This window comes from Pelagerythrobacter marinus, from assembly GCF_034375205.1.
Taxonomy (GTDB): Bacteria; Pseudomonadota; Alphaproteobacteria; order Sphingomonadales; family Sphingomonadaceae; genus Pelagerythrobacter; species Pelagerythrobacter marinus.
On the sequence record NZ_CP139719.1, the window covers coordinates 1,077,695 to 1,094,454 of the forward strand.

19 protein-coding genes are annotated in these 16,760 nt (G+C 71.0%); 8 read left to right on the top strand and 11 right to left on the bottom strand.

Annotation, left to right across the window (positions count from 1 at the left end; translation table 11 throughout):
* Positions 1 to 50: 50 nt before the first annotated feature.
* From T8T98_RS05125 to T8T98_RS05145, 5 genes are all read right to left on the bottom strand, one after another.
* The gene (locus tag T8T98_RS05125; RefSeq protein ID WP_251105882.1) at positions 51 to 788 is read right to left on the bottom strand and encodes a molybdopterin-dependent oxidoreductase; all 738 of its coding nucleotides are present in this window, start codon (positions 786 to 788) and stop codon (positions 51 to 53) included.
* The gene (locus T8T98_RS05130; protein ID WP_251105881.1) at positions 785 to 1,447 is read right to left on the bottom strand and encodes a cytochrome b/b6 domain-containing protein; all 663 of its coding nucleotides are present in this window, start codon (positions 1,445 to 1,447) and stop codon (positions 785 to 787) included. Before T8T98_RS05130 ends, T8T98_RS05125 begins: the two co-directional genes overlap by 4 nt.
* On the bottom strand, positions 1,444 to 2,229 hold the full coding sequence (locus T8T98_RS05135) for an SDR family oxidoreductase (RefSeq protein ID WP_251105880.1): 786 nt from the start codon (positions 2,227 to 2,229) through the stop codon (positions 1,444 to 1,446). Before T8T98_RS05135 ends, T8T98_RS05130 begins: the two co-directional genes overlap by 4 nt.
* A gap of 101 nt (positions 2,230 to 2,330) precedes the next feature.
* Positions 2,331 to 2,750 carry a glycine zipper 2TM domain-containing protein gene (locus T8T98_RS05140; RefSeq protein ID WP_251105879.1) on the bottom strand — a complete coding sequence of 140 codons (420 nt, stop codon included), beginning with the start codon at positions 2,748 to 2,750 and terminating at the stop codon, positions 2,331 to 2,333.
* A 153-nt stretch (positions 2,751 to 2,903) separates the two neighbouring features.
* Positions 2,904 to 3,500 carry an FMN-dependent NADH-azoreductase gene (locus tag T8T98_RS05145; protein ID WP_251105878.1) on the bottom strand — a complete coding sequence of 199 codons (597 nt, stop codon included), beginning with the start codon at positions 3,498 to 3,500 and terminating at the stop codon, positions 2,904 to 2,906.
* A gap of 140 nt (positions 3,501 to 3,640) precedes the next feature.
* Between T8T98_RS05145 and T8T98_RS05150 the strand changes: the two genes are divergently transcribed.
* Entirely contained in the window at positions 3,641 to 3,967 is a 327-nt protein-coding gene (locus T8T98_RS05150) for a winged helix-turn-helix transcriptional regulator (RefSeq protein ID WP_322295862.1), read from the top strand.
* Positions 3,968 to 3,972: 5 nt separating this feature from the next.
* Here the strand turns inward: T8T98_RS05150 and T8T98_RS05155 are convergent, their stop codons facing one another.
* Both T8T98_RS05155 and T8T98_RS05160 read right to left on the bottom strand, forming a co-directional pair.
* Positions 3,973 to 4,611, bottom strand: a complete 639-nt coding sequence (locus T8T98_RS05155) for a peptidylprolyl isomerase (RefSeq protein ID WP_251105876.1) — start codon at positions 4,609 to 4,611, stop codon at positions 3,973 to 3,975.
* A gap of 59 nt (positions 4,612 to 4,670) precedes the next feature.
* On the bottom strand, positions 4,671 to 5,825 hold the full coding sequence (locus T8T98_RS05160) for an alpha-hydroxy acid oxidase (RefSeq protein ID WP_251105875.1): 1,155 nt from the start codon (positions 5,823 to 5,825) through the stop codon (positions 4,671 to 4,673).
* A gap of 104 nt (positions 5,826 to 5,929) precedes the next feature.
* Here T8T98_RS05160 and T8T98_RS05165 point away from each other — a divergent pair, with 104 nt between their 5' ends.
* On the top strand, positions 5,930 to 6,319 hold the full coding sequence (locus tag T8T98_RS05165) for a BlaI/MecI/CopY family transcriptional regulator (protein WP_251105874.1): 390 nt from the start codon (positions 5,930 to 5,932) through the stop codon (positions 6,317 to 6,319).
* Positions 6,316 to 7,923 (top strand): M56 family metallopeptidase, encoded by a 1,608-nt coding sequence (locus T8T98_RS05170; RefSeq protein WP_251105873.1) that lies wholly within the window; start codon positions 6,316 to 6,318, stop codon positions 7,921 to 7,923. The genes T8T98_RS05165 and T8T98_RS05170 overlap by 4 nt, the downstream gene beginning before the upstream one ends.
* 33 nt (positions 7,924 to 7,956) lie before the next feature.
* Here the strand turns inward: T8T98_RS05170 and T8T98_RS05175 are convergent, their stop codons facing one another.
* On the bottom strand, positions 7,957 to 8,622 hold the full coding sequence (locus tag T8T98_RS05175; protein ID WP_251105872.1) for a hypothetical protein: 666 nt from the start codon (positions 8,620 to 8,622) through the stop codon (positions 7,957 to 7,959).
* A gap of 7 nt (positions 8,623 to 8,629) precedes the next feature.
* Complete coding sequence (gene ypfJ / locus T8T98_RS05180; protein ID WP_251105871.1) at positions 8,630 to 9,511, bottom strand: KPN_02809 family neutral zinc metallopeptidase; 882 nt, start codon at positions 9,509 to 9,511, stop codon at positions 8,630 to 8,632.
* 109 nt (positions 9,512 to 9,620) lie between these two features.
* Here ypfJ and T8T98_RS05185 point away from each other — a divergent pair, with 109 nt between their 5' ends.
* The 5 genes from T8T98_RS05185 to T8T98_RS05205 all read left to right on the top strand — a co-directional run bounded on the left by T8T98_RS05185 (position 9,621) and on the right by T8T98_RS05205 (position 15,227).
* Entirely contained in the window at positions 9,621 to 10,376 is a 756-nt protein-coding gene (locus T8T98_RS05185) for a 3-hydroxybutyrate dehydrogenase (RefSeq protein ID WP_251105870.1), read from the top strand.
* An 8-nt stretch (positions 10,377 to 10,384) separates the two neighbouring features.
* Entirely contained in the window at positions 10,385 to 11,887 is a 1,503-nt protein-coding gene (locus T8T98_RS05190) for a M28 family peptidase (protein WP_160732536.1), read from the top strand.
* 86 nt (positions 11,888 to 11,973) lie between these two features.
* Positions 11,974 to 13,428 carry an IMP dehydrogenase gene (guaB, locus tag T8T98_RS05195; protein WP_160732630.1) on the top strand — a complete coding sequence of 485 codons (1,455 nt, stop codon included), beginning with the start codon at positions 11,974 to 11,976 and terminating at the stop codon, positions 13,426 to 13,428.
* A gap of 51 nt (positions 13,429 to 13,479) precedes the next feature.
* Positions 13,480 to 14,661, top strand: coding sequence for an RsmB/NOP family class I SAM-dependent RNA methyltransferase (locus tag T8T98_RS05200; RefSeq protein ID WP_251105869.1), 1,182 nt, complete (start codon positions 13,480 to 13,482; stop codon positions 14,659 to 14,661).
* A gap of 59 nt (positions 14,662 to 14,720) precedes the next feature.
* Positions 14,721 to 15,227 (top strand): tetratricopeptide repeat protein, encoded by a 507-nt coding sequence (locus tag T8T98_RS05205; RefSeq protein WP_251105868.1) that lies wholly within the window; start codon positions 14,721 to 14,723, stop codon positions 15,225 to 15,227.
* 57 nt (positions 15,228 to 15,284) lie between these two features.
* Here the strand turns inward: T8T98_RS05205 and T8T98_RS05210 are convergent, their stop codons facing one another.
* Both T8T98_RS05210 and T8T98_RS05215 read right to left on the bottom strand, forming a co-directional pair.
* Positions 15,285 to 15,758 (bottom strand): RNA pyrophosphohydrolase, encoded by a 474-nt coding sequence (locus T8T98_RS05210; RefSeq protein WP_160732539.1) that lies wholly within the window; start codon positions 15,756 to 15,758, stop codon positions 15,285 to 15,287.
* Entirely contained in the window at positions 15,755 to 16,726 is a 972-nt protein-coding gene (locus T8T98_RS05215) for an alpha/beta hydrolase (protein ID WP_251105867.1), read from the bottom strand. The genes T8T98_RS05210 and T8T98_RS05215 overlap by 4 nt, the downstream gene beginning before the upstream one ends.
* Positions 16,727 to 16,760: the final 34 nt, after the last annotated feature.

Sequence of the window (16,760 nt, forward strand, 5' to 3'; positions counted from 1 at the left end):
GGGGGATAATGCCCTTCTGCGGGGGAGGGAAGGGGCTTTTCCCGCTGCCTTCAGACGCCGGCATACCACTGGTAGCCGCGATCCTCCCAGTACCCGCCCGCGCCGCCGCCGATCCCATCGAGGCTGGCGACCGCCTCGATCGCGGTCAGGTACTTCGCATGCTTGTAGCCGAGCTGCCGCTCGACCCGCAGGCGCAGGGGCGCGCCGTTGCGCTCGGGCAGGGGGGCGCCGTTCAGCCGATGGGCGACGATCGTCTGCGGGTGGAAGGCGTCGATCAGGTCGATGCTCTCGTAATAGGACGCGCCGCGCAGGCGGTCTGCGCAGCGGAAGACGACGTATTTCGCCTGCGGCAGGAGCTGCGCGGCCGAGAGGATCAGGCCCAGCTGCGGCCCCGTCCACTCGCCGATCGCGCTCCACCCCTCGACGCAGTCGTGCCGCGTGACCTGGGTGCGCTGGGGCAGGCGGCGGATGTTGTCCATGCTCAGCGACAGCGGGTGGCGCACCAGCCCGCGCACGTTCAGCCGCCAGTCGGCAAAGCCGCTCGCCAGCGAAGCGCGATAGGCGTCGGTATCGACGGTGAGCGAGCCGTTGCCGCGAAAGCTGGGCGAGATGGCGGCGCGATCGTATTCGGGCGCGAGCGCGGTGCGCGCGGCAAACAGGCGCTGAGCCTTGCGGTGCCAGTCTTCCGCCGCTGCCAGCGCCCGCGCGCCGGGGCCGCTATCGGCAATGCGCGAGCACCCGGCGACGGCGGCGGCCCCCAGCCCGACGAGCAGGCTGCGCCGCTTCATCGCCGGCCCCCCGTCACCATGTCGCGCACCTGGCGCAGGGGCCGCGACAGAAGGACGAGGGCGACGTGAACGACGACGAAGCCGAACAGCGCCCAGGCCGCGACGAAATGGATCGAACGGACCGACTGGCGTCCGCCCATGCTCTCGATCATCCAGTGGAGATGCGGCTCCCAGCCCGGGCTGATCCCCATGCCGGTGGCGATCATCAGCGGCAGGAGGATGCCGAACACGATCCCGTAGGCGATTCTCTGCAGGAGGTTGTACCCGCCCCGCCGGTGCCGGAAGTCGAGCCGCAGATGGGCCGCGATATCGGCGCGCAGGGCCGGCCAGCGCCATTCGCGGCGCCCGATGGCAATGTCGCGGCGGAAATGGCCGTTCGCGAGCATCGCGATCCAGATGAACAGCAGGCCCAGCGCGAAGGGCCAGGCCGCGAGGATGTGCCAGTCGCGCGCGGCGGCAAGGCTGTAGTGTCCCGGTATCGTCATCCATCCGGGGAAGCGCGGCACACTGAGCCAGGCATCGCGCAGGTCGAATCCCCAGTCGCCCCAGTAAAGGTGCGGATGGGCGTTCGAGATGTTGAGGCCCGACATGAACAGCACGACCACGCAGGCGAGGTTGAGCCAGTGCCACAGCCGCGTGGACAGCGCGTGCCGTTTCACGCCGCGGCCCCTTCGCGGGCGAGGTAGATCACGTCGCGCGGCTGCGACAGCAGGTGCTGCCCGCTATCGACATAGAGCGTTTCGCCGCTCGCCAGCCAGCCCTGGGCCAGCCACAGGCAGGCGCCGGCGATCTCGTCCGCCCCGGTCTTGCGCCGCAGCAGGTTGAGCCGGTGCGAAACCTCGGTTTCCGCTTCGCTCTGGTCGTGGCTGGCCAGGATCGCGCCCGGGGCCAGGGCATAGACGCGGTCTCCCGCCCGCGCCGCGCCCATGGCCAGCATCGGCACGGTGGCCGCGGCGGCGTGCTTGCTCATCGTGTAGCTGAAGAAATCGGGGTTGGGATTGGCCAGCTTCTGGTCGGTCACCTGGATCACGCGCCGGCCGGTTGTGCCGCGCGCGCGCGCGAGGAAGGTCTGTGCCATGCGCGCCGGCGCAAGCGCATTGACCCGCATCGCCCCGGTCCAGGTGGCGGGATCGAGGGCGGACGCCTCGTCGCGCTGGAAGACGGAGGCGGAGTTTACCAGCACGCGCCAGTCGGGCAGGCGCTCCGCCAGTCCGGCGATCATGGCCGCCGCCGCTGCGTGGTCGGACAGATCGCAGGCGACCGTCTCGGCCGAGGGGAGGGTGGCGGCCAGTTCCTCCGCCGCCCGGGCCGAGCGGTGATAGTGGATGACGACGTGCCACCCGTCTTCGCCGAAGGCGCGGGCGATCCGCGCGCCGATGCGCCTGGCGGCGCCGGTGATCAGGGCGGCGGGGCGGTCGGGCCTCTGGTCGTGCTCGCTCATCGCGCCCGTTCAAGCACATGAGGCGGCGCGGGCAAAGCGAAAGGCGCGCCGCCCGGGGGCGGGCGACGCGCCTTTTTCGCGCAACCTCTCGCGCGATCAGCCTAGCGGCATTTCAGCGTGCCGCGATCGATCTCGCGCCCCACGACCGCGCCGATCGCGCCGCCCAGGATCGCGCCGAGCGTGCGGTCGCCGCCGTTGCCGGCGATCTCGTGACCGGCCAGCGCGCCGACGCCGGCGCCGATGACAAGCCCGGTCGTGCCGTTGTCGCGCTTGCAATAGTAACGCCCGTCGCGGCCGCGCCACATGCGCGAATTGCGCGTGATCCGGCGCGGTTCGCGATAGCGGCCGCGGCGGTCGTAACGATCGTGGTCGCGCCAGCGGTCGCGGTCATAGGCGGTCGAAACGTCGAGGAAGGCGGCCGTTCCGGCCTGCGTCGGCGCGGGCAGTTCGGCGGCCATCGCGGGGGCGGCACCGGCCGAAAGGCCGATCGCGGCGGCGGCAAAGAGGGTCTTCTTCAACATCGTTCGTTCTCCTTCGCAGCACGGGGCAGGTCGTGGGTTCAACGCCGATGTCTCGTTCAGCGATCCACAACGCTGGATGAACGAACGGGCCCGGGCGGGACAATGCGACCGGCCGTGCGCGACAGGCGCCGAACGGCCGGCCGAGAGGGTGCATCACAGCTCCGCGATCGCCGCCTTGGCGTCTTCGATCGCCTGGGCGCGCACGTCCGGCCCGAAACCGGTCTTCTCGGCCCGGATGAACTCGACATCGGGCAGGCCGATGAAGGCGAAGAAATCGCGCAAGTAGGATTCCTGATGCTCGGCCGGGCCGCCCATCTCGTAGGCACCGCCGCGCGCCGAGGCGACGATCACCCGCCGGCCGCCGGCGAGCCCCTTGGGCGCGCCGTCCTCGTAAGCGAACGTGACGCGGGGCACGCCCAGCCGGTCGATCCACGACTTGAGCTGGCTGGGGATGGTGAAATTGTACATCGGCGCCCCCACGATCACGATGTCCGAGGCGAGAAATTCGTCGAGCACCGCGCGTTCGGCGGGGAAGACTTCCGCCATGGCCGCATCGTGCGCTTCGGGCGGCTGGCGGATCGCGCCGGTGCGCGCTTCGTCGATATGGGGCAGCGGATCGGCGACGAGATCGCGCTCGATCACCGTTGCCTCGGGATGGACGGCCCTGAAATGGTCGAGGATCGCCTGGGTCAGCTCGCGGCTGACGGAGCTTTCGCCGGTGGAGGCGCTGTCGATACGGAGGATCTGCATGGTTATGGATTTCCTGGTTACGGATGATAACTAGGGGGCATATGGATACTGCCGCACCGCCGCCGCAAGAAGGCACATTGCCGTCATCAGGGCACACCGTTGTGTCTGCCGGGGCCTCGATCGCCGCCGACTGCCCGGCGGTGAACGACGTCCTAGCCCGCGTTGGGGACAAGTGGTCGATGCAGGTCGTGATGACACTGGCCGACGGGCCGGTCCGCTTCAACGCGCTGCGCCGGGCGATCGACGGGATTTCCCAGCGCATGCTGACCCGCACCTTGCGCGCGCTCGAGCGTGACGGGCTGGTGGTGCGCGCGGTGACCCCCAGCGTGCCGCCGCGGGTGGACTATTCGCTCACCGAACTGGGCCGGTCGCTGCGCGAGCCGGTGCGGTCGCTCGGTGCCTGGGCGATCGCCCACCGCGCGGCAATCGAGGCGGCGCGCGCGGACTTCGACCGGCGCGAGGCCTGAAGCGGTCAGTCCGCGGGCACCCGGCGCACGCGCTCGATCGTGATCGGGGGGCTGAGCATCTGCCCTTTCAGCCACCCTTCGCCCTTGTCGGGATCGGTCGGCGCGGCGTGGATCGCCTCGACCACGTCCATCCCTTCGACCACGCGGCCGAAGGCGGCGTAGCCGGCCCTCAGATCGGGGTCTTCGGAAGACGGGTCGGCGTCCATGCCCGGCTGTTCCTGCAGCATGATCGAGAAGTCGCCGGTTGCCGTGCCCGGCGCATTGCGCGCCATCGACAGCGCGCCGCGCACATGGGCGACCCCGGTCTCGCTGGTCGGCTCGTGCGCGATCGGGGGCAGGACCCGCTCCGGATCGTGCTGCGTGCCCGCCTGGATCAGTCCGTTCGGCTGATCGCCCCATTCGAGCGGCATGGCGCGATAGAACGCCGTGCCGTCGAACCGCCCCTCGTCGACGTAGCGCAGGAAATTGGCCGCGGTCACCGGCGCGCGCTCGACCTCGATCTCGGCGGTGATGTCGCCGAGCTCGGTCTCGATCACGACGCGGGCGGTTTCGTGCTCCTCGGCCGGGGCAGGTGCGGGTGCGTCCTGCGCAGCGGCGGCGGTGAGCGCGAAAGGGGCGGCAAGAAGGGCGAATCGCTTGAACATGCGGGACATCCTAGCCGGCGTGGCCCGCCGGTCCCAGACGTCTCGCCGTGCCGGTGCCCTCAGGCGCCGCGGCGGCGAAGCATGGCGCGGTCGAGTTGCTCGGTCCCGGTCACGCCCATCAGGCGCATCCCCCGCTCGATCTCGTCGCGAAGCAGCGCCAGCGCGCGCTCGACCCCCGGCTGGCCGGCGGCGGCGAGGGCATAGAGGTAGAGGCGCCCGCCCGCAGCGGCGCTCGCCCCGGTGGCGAGCGCTTTCAGGACGTGGGTGCCCCGGCGCACCCCGCCGTCGCAGATGATCTCGATCTCGCCGCCGACCGCATCGACGATCTCGGCCAGCTGGTCGAACGGGGCGCGGCTCCCGTCGAGCTGGCGGCCGCCGTGGTTGGAGACCATGATCGCGTCGGCCCCGATCTCCACCGCGCGGCGCGCATCGGCGGCGCTCATCACGCCCTTGAGACAGAAGGTGCCGCCCCAGTCCTGGCGGATGCGGGCGGCGGTGTCCCAGTCCATCGCCGTGTCGAGCATGGTGTTGAAATACTCGGCGATGCTCACCGCCCTGCCGGTCCCTTCGCGCACGTGGGTGTCGAGGTTGGGGAGGCGGAATTCCTCGCGCAGCAGGTAGTCGAGCGTCCAGCGCGGCCGCGTGGCGTAGGACCAGAGCGCCGCGGGCGTGAAGCGGGGCGGGGTGGTGAACCCGCTGCGCTGGCACCGCTCGCGCTTGCCCGAAACGATCGTGTCGACGGTCAGCGCGAGAGCGTCGAACCGCGCGGCTCGGCACCGCTCGATCATCGACGCGTTCAGCCCCGCGTCCTTGTGGACGTAGAGCTGGAACATCTTGGGCGCGGATACGAGCGCGGCGATCTCCTCTATGCTCACCGTCGCGAGGCTGGAGATGCCGAACCACAGGCCGAAGCGCTCGGCCGCGCGGGCGACGGCGCGCTCCCCCTGCCAGTGGAAGACGCGCTGGAGCGCGGTCGGGCTGAGCACCAGGGGCAGGGCGCTGTGCCGCCCCATGATCGTGCAGCCGGTGTCGATCCGCGCAACCCCGGCCAGGACGTTGGGTACAAGGTCCACCTCGTCGAACGCCGCCGTGTTGCGCGCCTTGGTCACCTCGTCGTCGGCCGCGCCGTCGATATAGTCGAAGACCGGCCAGGGCAGGCGCTTCCGCGCCAGCAGGCGCATGTCCGCGATGTTGTGGCAGTCCGATAAACGCATGACCGGGCTCTACCAGCGCCGTGGGGCTGCGCCAATCGGTTCATCCAGGCTTAATGTTTACAGGCGTAGTCGAATTGCCTACAGATGTAGGCGAGGAGGTAGCGATGGCCAGGTCAGACGACGAGAGACCCGATCGCATCAGCGAAGCCGAACACGCGGTGATGGAAGTGCTTTGGGCGCGCAGCCCGCAGACCGCGGCCGAAGTCTGCGCCGCCGTGTGCGAAGAGCGCGACTGGAGCCTGCCGACCGTGAAAACCCTGCTGTCGCGCCTCGTGGCGAAGCAGGCGGTTGCGACCCGGCCCGATGGCCGGCGCTTCCTCTATTCGCCGCTCCTTTCGCGGGCCGACTATCTCGGCGGGGAATCGCGCCGGCTGGTCGATCGCCTGTTCGGCGGCCGCGCCGCCCCGCTCTTCGCCCACCTGGCGCAGGAAGAGGCGCTGAGCGAGGACGACCTGGCCGAGATCGAGGCCCTGCTGAAGGAGCTGCGGCAATGAGCTGGCTGGTCGAGACGCTTGCCTGGACCGGCCTGCTGATCGCGCTCGTCCTTTTCGTCCGGCGGCCGGTCGCCCGGCACCTGGGTGCGCGGGCCGCCTATGCTCTCTGGATCGTGCCTTTCGCGCGCCTTCTGATGCCGCCGCTGGTCCTGCCGTCGTGGATGGCACCGGCCGGCGATCCGACGTTTCCCGGTCCGCCTTCCGCCATCGACGGGGCCGGCGCTTCCGCCCCCGCCGCCATGGCGGAGACGATCGGACAACAGCCTCTCCTGCTGGACGGGAGCGGCCCGGTGCAGGCAGTGCCGGCGGACATCCCCTGGGCCGCGGTGCTGCTTGCACTGTGGCTCGCGGGTGTGGCCGGGTTCCTGTGGTTGCGCTTTTCCGCCTATTTCCGCGCCCGGCGCGTGCTCCTGGCGGATGCCGCCCCGGTCGGGGAGGCCGGCCGGGTCCGGCTGGTCGAAACGCCGGAGACCAACGCGCCGATCGCCTTCGGCTTGTTCGACCCCGTCGTCGCCCTGCCGCCCGGGTTCATGGCCCGGCGCGACCGCGATGCCCGCGACCTGGCCTTGGCGCACGAGCTCGCGCACCATCGCGGGCACGACCTGCTGGCCAATTTCGCGGCCCAGTTCCTCTTCGCGCTGCACTGGTTCAACCCGCTCGCCTATCTCGGCTGGCAGGCGATGCGCCGCGACCAGGAGGCGGCCTGCGACGCGAGGGTCGTCGAAACGCGCGATCGCCGCGCGCGCGCCGAATACGGGCGCGTGATCGCCAGCTTCGCCGCCGGCCCGCGGGTGGCGCTCGCCGCGCCGATGGCCTGCCCGGTCCTGGGCGACAAGTCGATAATCCAACGCCTGAGGAGCCTGACGATGAACGAGATCACCCCGCGCCGCCGGATGGCCGGCCGCGCCCTGCTGGCAGCCGGCCTCCTGGCCCTGCCGCTCACCGCCACGGTGTCCTATGCCGAGAGCGCTGCCGACGCGCCCCCGCAGCCGCCCGAGGCGCCGGCCGCGCCGCTGCCGCCCGAGCCGCCGCTGCCCCCGCAGCCGGCCGCTTTCGCCCCCGAAGCCCCGCCCGCGCCGCCTGCGCCCCCCGCGCCGCCGGCGCCCGGCACCGACAATGCGCGCCACGTCCTCATCGAACGGATCGAGCGCAGCGAGGACGGGCGGCGCACGGTCGAGGTCCGCCGCGTCGAGCGCGAGAATGCCCGGGCCAAGGCCGAGAAGGCGCGCCGGAAGGCCGAGAAGGCCCGCGAAATGGCGGCCCTGTCCGAGGCCGATCGGGCCGAACTGGCGGCCGACATGGCACGGCTGGAAGTCGAGCTCGACGGGATCGGCGAGGAAGTCGAGCGCGAGGTCCGGCTCGCCCTCGCGAGCGCGCCCAGGGTGATCCCGGGGTGCCGCGGCGAGGGGATCGTCCATGAAAGCAACGAGGGCGGGCGCGAGGTCATCCGCATCTGCACCCGCCGGATCCAGGCCCAGGCCAGGGCCGGCCTGCGCGAAGCCCGTGCGGCTCTGGCGCAGGACACCACGATCCCGCCCGAAGCGCGGGCCGAGGCCCTGCGCTCGATCGACGAGGCGATGGCGGAGATGCCGACCCACGACTGATCGATCGCGGGCCCGGCTGCCGGCACGGTCCCCTCAGCCGCCGGTATCCTGCACGACTTCCTCGGAAACGAAGGTGATGTCGCCCTCGTTTCCGGGGCCCTCGTTTCCGGGTACGCCTGCCTCTTCCGGCGAGGCGAGCCGCGGGGTCTTTTCGCGGTCGCTCCACTCGACGCTGTCGTCCTCGTCCATGTCGATCCGGGCAAAGGCCGGGCGCGCCGGATAGGAACAGCCCATCTGCTCGCCGCGCCCTTTCAGGTATCCGCGCCGGATGGCGCCCGCCGTGATCGCGGCTTCGAAGGCGCGCTGGTGGTCCGCCGCGCCGGTAATTTCACGCACGATGGAACGGAAGGGGATGAACGATCCCACCGCGCTCTGGGCGATGCGTCCGACCGAGATCGCATCGCCGCGGCCGTCGGCGACGTCGAGGTCGGGGCCCAGGATGGCGTCGAGTTCGGCGATGGCACTGCCGATGTCGTCGCACCCGTCCAGCCCGTCGCCGGCGTAGGGTGCCTCGGCCGCTTCCAGCAGCAGCGGCGGGATCGGATCTTTCGCGAGGTTGAGGTCGGTCAGCGGCGTCCTGGCCACGTCTTCGACGTCGGGTTCGGCGTCCATCGCGCCCTGGGCCCGGGCAGCCGCCGGCGCGACCGGGACCGCCGCGATCGCCGCAGCCACCGCGCCGGCCAGGATCCCGCTACGCATCGGGCGTTCAGCCCATTTCGAAATAGGCATCGCACACCCTTTCGTCGGCGCTTTCCATTCCGCGTCGCAGGGCTTCCATGCGCTGTGCGCTGGTGCCGTGCGTGAAGCTTTCGGGGTTCGCCTGCCGCCCGGCGCGCCGCTGCAAGGTATCGTCGCCGATCGCGCTCGCGGCGCGCAGGCCTTCCTCCATGTCGCCCGGTTCGATCAGGTTGCGGTTCTTGCCCGCCCACACGCCGGCGTAGCAATCGGCCTGCAGCTCCATGCGGACCTGGAGCTGGTTGGCGCTGCGCGGGTTTTGCGCCTGCGCGCTGCGGACCTGGGCGGCCAGGCCGGTGAGGTTCTGGATATGGTGTCCGTATTCATGCGCCATCACGTAATAGCGGGCGAAGTCGCCCCCCGCGCCCAGTTCGCGCGCGAGCGTGTCGTAGAAGCTCGTGTCGATATAGATGCCGTTGTCCGCCGGGCAGTAGAACGGGCCGGCCGCGCTCGACGCCGCGCCGCAGCCCGACGGGGTGCCGCCCTGGTAGAACGTCAGCAGCGGATCGCTGAAGGCGATCCCGGCGCGGGCGAATTCCGGCTGCCACGTGCGGTTCAGCGAATCGAGCGCGTTGCAGGCTTCGAGCGCGTAGGCATTCTGTTCGCATATTTCGGTCTGCGAGAGGTTCGATGCCTGTTGCGGCCCGCCGGGGGCGGACTGTTGCTGCTGCTGCATTCCGTCGAGCGTGCCGAGCATCTGGCCCGGATCGACCCCGAAGACGAGCGCCGCGATCACGACCACGATCAGCGAGCCGCATCCCAGCTTGCCCCCGCCGCCGCCGGGAAAGCGGCCGCCACCCGTGCCGCCCTGGCGGACCCTGATATTCCGGGGATCGAACCGTTTGAGCCGCATCGTTTCCTCCCTGTCGGCGCCGGCGCGACGATATCTTCTGGACAGCGGTGTGTCCTGCCGCAAAAGCGGTTATGCAGCGCGACGCAGTTGAAATCCACGGGAGATCCAGATGTTCCTCACCGGCAAGCGGGCCCTTGTCACCGGATCGACATCGGGCATCGGCCTTGCCATCGCGCGTGCGCTGGCGGGCGAGGGGGCCGAAATCGTCCTCAACGGCTTCGGCGACGACGATGCCATTGCCGCGCTCTGCGACGAGCTGGGCGCGCGCCACGCCGGTGCCGACCTGACCACGGCCGAAGGATGCGATGCGCTGATGGACGCGGCGGGGCCGGTCGATATCCTGGTCAACAACGCCGGGATGCAGCACGTCGCCCCGGTGGAGGACTTTCCCGCCGAACGGTGGGACGCGATCCTCGCGCTCAATCTCACCGCCGCCTTCCACACCGTGCGCCGCGCCGTGCCGCACATGAACGCGCAAGGCTGGGGGCGGATCATCAACACCGCCAGCGCCCATTCGAAGACCGCCTCGCCGTTCAAGAGCGCCTATGTCGCGGCAAAGCACGGGCTGGACGGGTTCACCAAGACGGTGGCGCTGGAACTGGCGCAATCCGGCGTGACGGCCAACTGCATCAGCCCCGGCTACGTCTGGACGCCGCTGGTCGAGAACCAGATTCCCGACACGATGAAGGCCCGTGGGCTGACGCGCGAACAGGTGGTGGACGACGTGCTGCTGGCCAAGCAGCCGACCAAGCGTTTCGTCCAGCCGGCGGAACTCGGCGCGCTGGCGGTGTTTCTATGCCGCGAGGAAGCCGGCAATGTCACCGGCGCCAACTGGAGCGTCGACGGCGGCTGGACCGCCGAATAGGAGGGACGATGGCGGCGGGGGCACCGGCAAAGCGCCGAACACTCGCGATCCTGCTCGCGATGCTGGCGGCAAGCTGCGCCCCGGCGCCGATCGGCGGGCCGCCGGCCGACAGGCTGGCGACGATCGAGGCGGAACTGGAAGCCGACATCGCCGTCCTGGCCAGCGACGCGTTCGAGGGGCGGCGCCCCGGCACCCCGGGCGAGGCGAAGACCCTGCGATACCTGGCCCAGGCCTGGCAGGCCGCCGGGCTGGAATCGGGCACCAACGACCCGGCCAACCCGTGGTTCGCGCCGGTCGCCCTGCAACTGAACACGCCCGACCGGTCCGAAGCGCGGTTCTATCGCGGGCGGCGCGAACTGCCCGTGCCCGCAGGATCGGTGCGGCTCTATACCTCTGGCCGGCGCTCGCTGCTCGAACGCAGCCCGGTGGTCTTCGTCGGGCGGGCGGGGGAAGCGCTGGAGCAGTCCGAACTGGCCGGGCGCATCGCGCTGATGCTGTGGGACCATCCGCGCCGCATCGAACAGCACGAGGCCCTGCTGGACAAGGGGGCCGCAGCGGTCCTCGCGATCGTCCCCGACGCGGGCGAGCTGCGCGAACTGGCCGACCGCCGGGCCAAGGGTTCCTATCGCCTGGTGGACGAGGAGGACGGCGCCCGGCTCGACGGGCTCGTCTCGGCCGACGGTGCGCGGGCGCTGCTCGGCGCGGAGCGGTTCGCATCGCTGTCGCGGGCGGCCGGCCTGCCCGGTTTCCGCCCGCAGCCGCTCGCGGTCGAGGCCCGGCTGGAGGCGACCTCGCTCCAGGCCGAAGTGCGCACGCACAACCTCGTCGCGCGCCTGCCCGGGCGGCGGCCCGAAACCGGCGCCGTCCTGCTGCTCGCGCACTGGGATCACTTCGGCTATTGCGCGGAAGGGGAAGAGCCGCTGGCGATCTGCAACGGCGCGGTGGACAATGCCAGCGGGCTGGCCCTGCTGAGCGCGGTCGCGCGGCGCCTGCCTGCGGCGGGGTTCGATCGCGACGTCTATTTCCTCGCCACCACGGCAGAGGAATGGGGCCTCCTCGGCGCGCGGGCCTTCGCGCGCGATCCGGCGATACCGCTCGACAGCATCGTCGCGGCCTTCAACGTCGATACCGTGGCGATCGCCCCGCGCGGCGGGCCGGTGGCAGTGGTCGGCCACGGGCTGACCGACCTCGACGACGATATCGCGCGCGTCCTCGCCGCGAGCGGGCGCGCGGCGGGCGATCACGACTATGCCAACCGCTACCTGCGCCGGCAGGATGGCTGGGCGCTGCTGCAGCACGACGTGCCGACCGTGGCCGTATCGGCGGCCTTCGCCGATCACCCGGCGCTGGAGAGGTTCATGCGCGAACGTTACCACCGGGCCGCCGACGTTGCCGACGGCTCGATCGTGCTGGGCGGGGCGGCCGAGGACGTCCTGCTCCACCTCGCCCTGGTGGAGCATTTCGCCAGCGCCGCGAGCTACCCCGCCAGGGCGGCCGTCCCCGGCGATTAATTGCCCCGCACCCCTAGCGGGCCGGGGGACATGCGGTTACATGGGCCGCCACGATTCTTCCGGCGAAAGACTTGCAAGTGGCTTCCATCGACATTCCCCTCGGCCTGACGTTCGACGACGTTCTCCTCCGGCCGGCCGAAAGCGACATCCTGCCTTCGATGGCGGACACCCGCACCCAGCTCACGCGCCAGATCGCGTTGAACATCCCGGTCCTGTCGGCCGCGATGGACACGGTGACGGAAGCCGACATGGCGATCGTCATGGCGCAGCTGGGCGGCATCGGCGTGCTTCACCGCAACCTGACGGTGGAGCAGCAGTGCACGGCGGTGCGCGCGGTCAAGCGCTTCGAAAGCGGCATGGTCGTCAACCCGATCACCGTTTCGCCCGATGCCACGCTGGGCGATGCGCAGGCCCTGATGCAGCAGCACCGGATCAGCGGCATCCCGGTAACCGATCGCGGGGGCAAGCTGGTCGGCATCCTGACCAACCGCGACGTGCGTTTCGCCGAGAACCCGGCCCAGCCGGTCCGCGAACTGATGACGACCGACAACCTCGCCACCGTGCCGCTCGGCACCGGCCAGGACGAGGCGCGCCGCCTGCTGCACCAGCGGCGGATCGAGAAGCTGCTGGTGGTGGACGACGATTTCCGCTGCATCGGCCTGATCACGGTCAAGGATATCGAGAAGGCGGTCAACTATCCGCACGCGACCAAGGACGCGGCTGGCCGGCTGCGCGTCGCGGCGGCTTCGACCGTGGGCGACAAGGGCTTCGAACGGACCGAGGCGCTCGTCGATGCCGAAGTGGACGTGGTGATCATCGACACCGCGCACGGCCACAACCGCGACGTGGCGCGGGCGGTCGAGAAGGCCAAGGGGCTTTCGAACTCGGTCCAGATCGTCGCCGGGAACGTCGCCACGGCGGAGGCGACCCGCGCGCTGATCGATGCCGGGGCCGACGCGGTCAAGGTCGGGATCGGCCCGGGGTCGATCTGCACCACGCGCATCGTCGCCGGCGTCGGCGTGCCGCAGCTGACCGCGATCATGGACTGCGCCGAAGAGGCCGCGAAATCGGGCGTTCCGGTGATTGCCGACGGCGGCCTGCGGACCAGCGGCGACGCGGCCAAGGCCCTGGCCGCCGGCGCTTCGACCGTCATGGTCGGGTCGATGCTGGCCGGCACGGCCGAAAGCCCGGGCGAGACGTTCCTCTACCAGGGCCGCAGCTACAAGGCCTATCGCGGGATGGGCAGCGTCGGCGCGATGGCACGCGGCAGCGCCGACCGCTATTTCCAGCAGGACGTGTCGGCGATGAAGCTCGTTCCCGAGGGGATCGAGGGGCAGGTGCCGTTCAAGGGGCCCGCGGCCGACGTGATCCACCAGCTCGTGGGCGGGGTGAAGGCCGCGATGGGCTATACCGGCAGCGCGACGATCGACGACTTGCGCACCCGCGCGCAGTTCGTGCGGATCACCAATGCGGGCCTGAGCGAAAGCCATGTCCACGACGTGGCGATCACGCGTGAGGCACCGAACTATCCGACCCGCTAGGCCCGGCCGCGCGGTGGCGGACGGCCGCTTCGTGCACGCCGGGGTACGGGCATGACGCCCGCCGCGCGGGTCCAGGCCGCGATCGAACTGCTCGACGCGATCGTCGCCGCCGCGCGCACCGGCGGCGCGCCTGCCGACCGGCTGGTCGCCGACTATTTCCGCCAGCGCCGCTATGCCGGCAGCAAGGACCGGCGCGCCGTGCGCGAGCTGGTCTATCGCGCGATCCGCGCCTGCGGGCCGGTGCCCCGCGATGGCCGCGCGGCCATGTTGCGGCTGGCGCTGGAGGACGCGGCGCTGCCCCCGTTGTTCGACGGTTCGCCGCACGGCCCCGCTCCGATCGGCCCCGGCGAGGAAGCCGCCGACGCGGGGCTGGCGCCCGCGTGGCTGGAGGAGGCGCTGGCAGGTTCGGCCATCGCGGGGGACGAGGCGCGCGCCCTGTTGGGCCGGGCCCCGCTCGACCTGCGGGTCAACCGGCTGAAGGCCGATCGCGCCACGCTCGACCTGCTCGAGCCGGGCGACGTGCTGGCGGCACCCGACGGCTTGCGCTTTCCCGCAGGGACGGCGGTCGATCGATGGGCCGCCTATCGCGAGGGCGCGGTCGAGATCCAGGACCACGGCAGCCAGCTCGCCTGCATCGCCGTGGGAGCGCGGCCGGGCGAAACGGTGATCGACTTGTGCGCCGGCGGCGGGGGCAAGACGCTCGCGCTCGCCGCGGCGATGGAAAACCGCGGAACCCTGGTCGCCAGCGACACCGATCGCGCGCGCCTGTCGCGCCTGGGGCCGCGCGCGCAGCGGGCCGGCGCGAGCATGATCGAGAGCGTGCTGCTCGATCCGGGCCGCGAGGCCGAGGGGCTGGCCCGGTTTGCCGGGCAGGCCGACGCCGTCCTCGTCGATGCGCCCTGTTCGGGGACCGGCACCTGGCGCCGCAATCCGGAGGCGCGCTGGCGGCTCGACCCGGCGGCACTGACGCGGTTCGCCGCGGTGCAGGACCGGCTGCTGGCGATTGCCGCGGGGCTGGTGCGTCCCGGCGGGCGGCTGGTCTTCGTGACCTGTTCGCTGCTCGACGCGGAAGGGGCGGAGCGGATCGCCGCCTTCCTGGCCGAGCGCCCCGACTGGCGGGCGGAGCGGCCCGATCTCCCCCTCGGGCGCGAGCGCGGGGCCGGCCTGCGCCTGACGCCGGGCCACGACGATACCGACGGATTTTTCATCGCACGTGCAGCCCGGGCATGTTAATCGGCGAGGTCATGGCAGAGGAACCGTCTGCAAATGTCCCGCCTTTTCAGGAGTTGATCATGCGTTTCGCCCCCGCCGCCGCCGCCCTGTCGCTGGTCGTCGCGATTACCGCGAGCGTGGGGCAGGGCGCGGAGCGCGAGGCCGATCCGCGGGCCGCCATGCTGGTTGCACAAGGCCGCGCGGCGATGGATGCGCAGGACCCGCAGGGCGCGATCGACGCGTTCGAGGCCGCGCTGGCGGTCGATCCGGGGCACACCGCGATCTTCCTCGAGCTCGCACGGGCCGCGCGGGCGGAGGGGCTGCAGGGCAAGGCGATCCATTACTACCGCGAGGCGCTGGCCCGCGATCCGGGCAACCTGGCGGCCATTTCGGGCGAGGGCGAGGCCCTGGTGGAGAAAGGCGCGGTGGAAAAGGCCAAGGCCAATCTCGCCAAGCTTCACAGCATGTGCGGCGAAGGCTGCGTCGAGGCGCAGAGGCTGGCCGGCGCGATCCAGCGCGGGCCGCGCGCGCCGGTGCTGACGGCGGAAGCTGTCATGCCCGATGCCCAGGCCAGCCAGGCGAACTAGGCGAATGCGCCGAACTAGGCGAATGCCATCCCCGCGCGCCGGGCCGTGCCGCCGCGCTCACACCAGTTCGCGGAAAGCCTCCAGCACGGCGCGATAGACGCGCTTCTTGAACGGCACGATCAGGTCCGGCAGCTGTTCGGGATCGACCCATTTCCAGTCGCAGAACTCGGGCGGGTCGTGCGCTTCCAGGTCGATATCGGCATCGGTGCCGGAAAAGCGCGCCAGGAACCACACCTGTTCCTGCCCGCGATAGCGGCCGCCCCACAGCTTGCCCATCAGCTCTTCGGGCAGGTCGTAGCGGACCGGTTCCTCCATCTGGCGCAGGATCGTGACGTGCGCGGGATCGGCGCCGGTTTCCTCCCCCAGTTCGCGCAGGGCCGCCTCGCGCAGGTCCTCGCCCTCGTCCACGCCGCCCTGGGGCATCTGCCACCAGTCGCCTTCCTTGTTGTCGATCCTGCGGCCGACGAAGGCGCGGCCTTCGGCATTGACCAGCATGACGCCCACGCAGGGGCGATAACCCAGTTCGTTCATGCGCCTCCCTTGCCCTGGCTCGCCTGGCGAGTCAGCATCAACTTGATCGCAGCGATGAAGGATTCGAGGTCCTCCTGGCCGCTGGGGATCGCCTTGCGCAATGTCGTGAAGCCGTGAATGTTCCCGGCGAATTCCAGGTAAGTCACGTCGATCCCCAGGCCGATCAGGTGGGCCGCGTAGTTGCGCCCCGAATCGCGCAGCGGGTCGAGCCCCGCGGTGCAGATCACGGTTGGCGGCGTGCCCGAACAGTCGCCGATCATCGGCATGTTGCGCCGGTCCTGCGGGTCGGCGGCATACTGCGCGGTGAACCAGGCCATCGCCGCGCCGGTGAGCAGGAACCCGTCGGAAAAGTCGAAGAAGCTGCGATGCTGCGCGGGATCGTCCGCCACCGGGTAGATCGGCGCCTGGACGATCACCGGCACCGCCGCCGGTTCGGCGCAGAGCTGGTTCGTGGTGACGATCGTCAGGTTGCCGCCCGCGCTGTCGCCGGTGATGACGAGGCCGGTGATCTCGCGCCCCAGCTCGGCCGGGCTGCCGGCGATCCACCGGGCCGCCGCCTCGCAATCGTCGGGCGCGGCGGGGAACGGGTGTTCGGGCGCGAGCCGGTAATCGACCGAGACGACCGGCAGGTCGAGCTGGTGGCAGATCTCGGTACACAGCGCGTGATAGACCTCGAGGTCGCCGATCACGAAGCCCCCGCCGTGGATGAACACCACGCAGGGGCCGGGGCCGCGCGATTCGCGCGTGTCGTAGAGCCGCAGCGGGATCTCGCCCCCCGGGCCGGGGCACGAGAGGTCGCGCACGACCGCCAGATCGCGCGGCTCCGCCTCGGCCAGCATTCCCATCGTGCGCATCCCCTCGCGCCCTTCCTCGACCGGCAGTTCCTCCACCCCCGGGCGGCCGAGCTGCTCCAGCATGTCGAGGAATGCGCGCACGTCGTCGCGCACGTAGTGATCGTCGCTGGCCATATTGTTCCCTCCCGCCAATCGGTTTCTTTTCGCA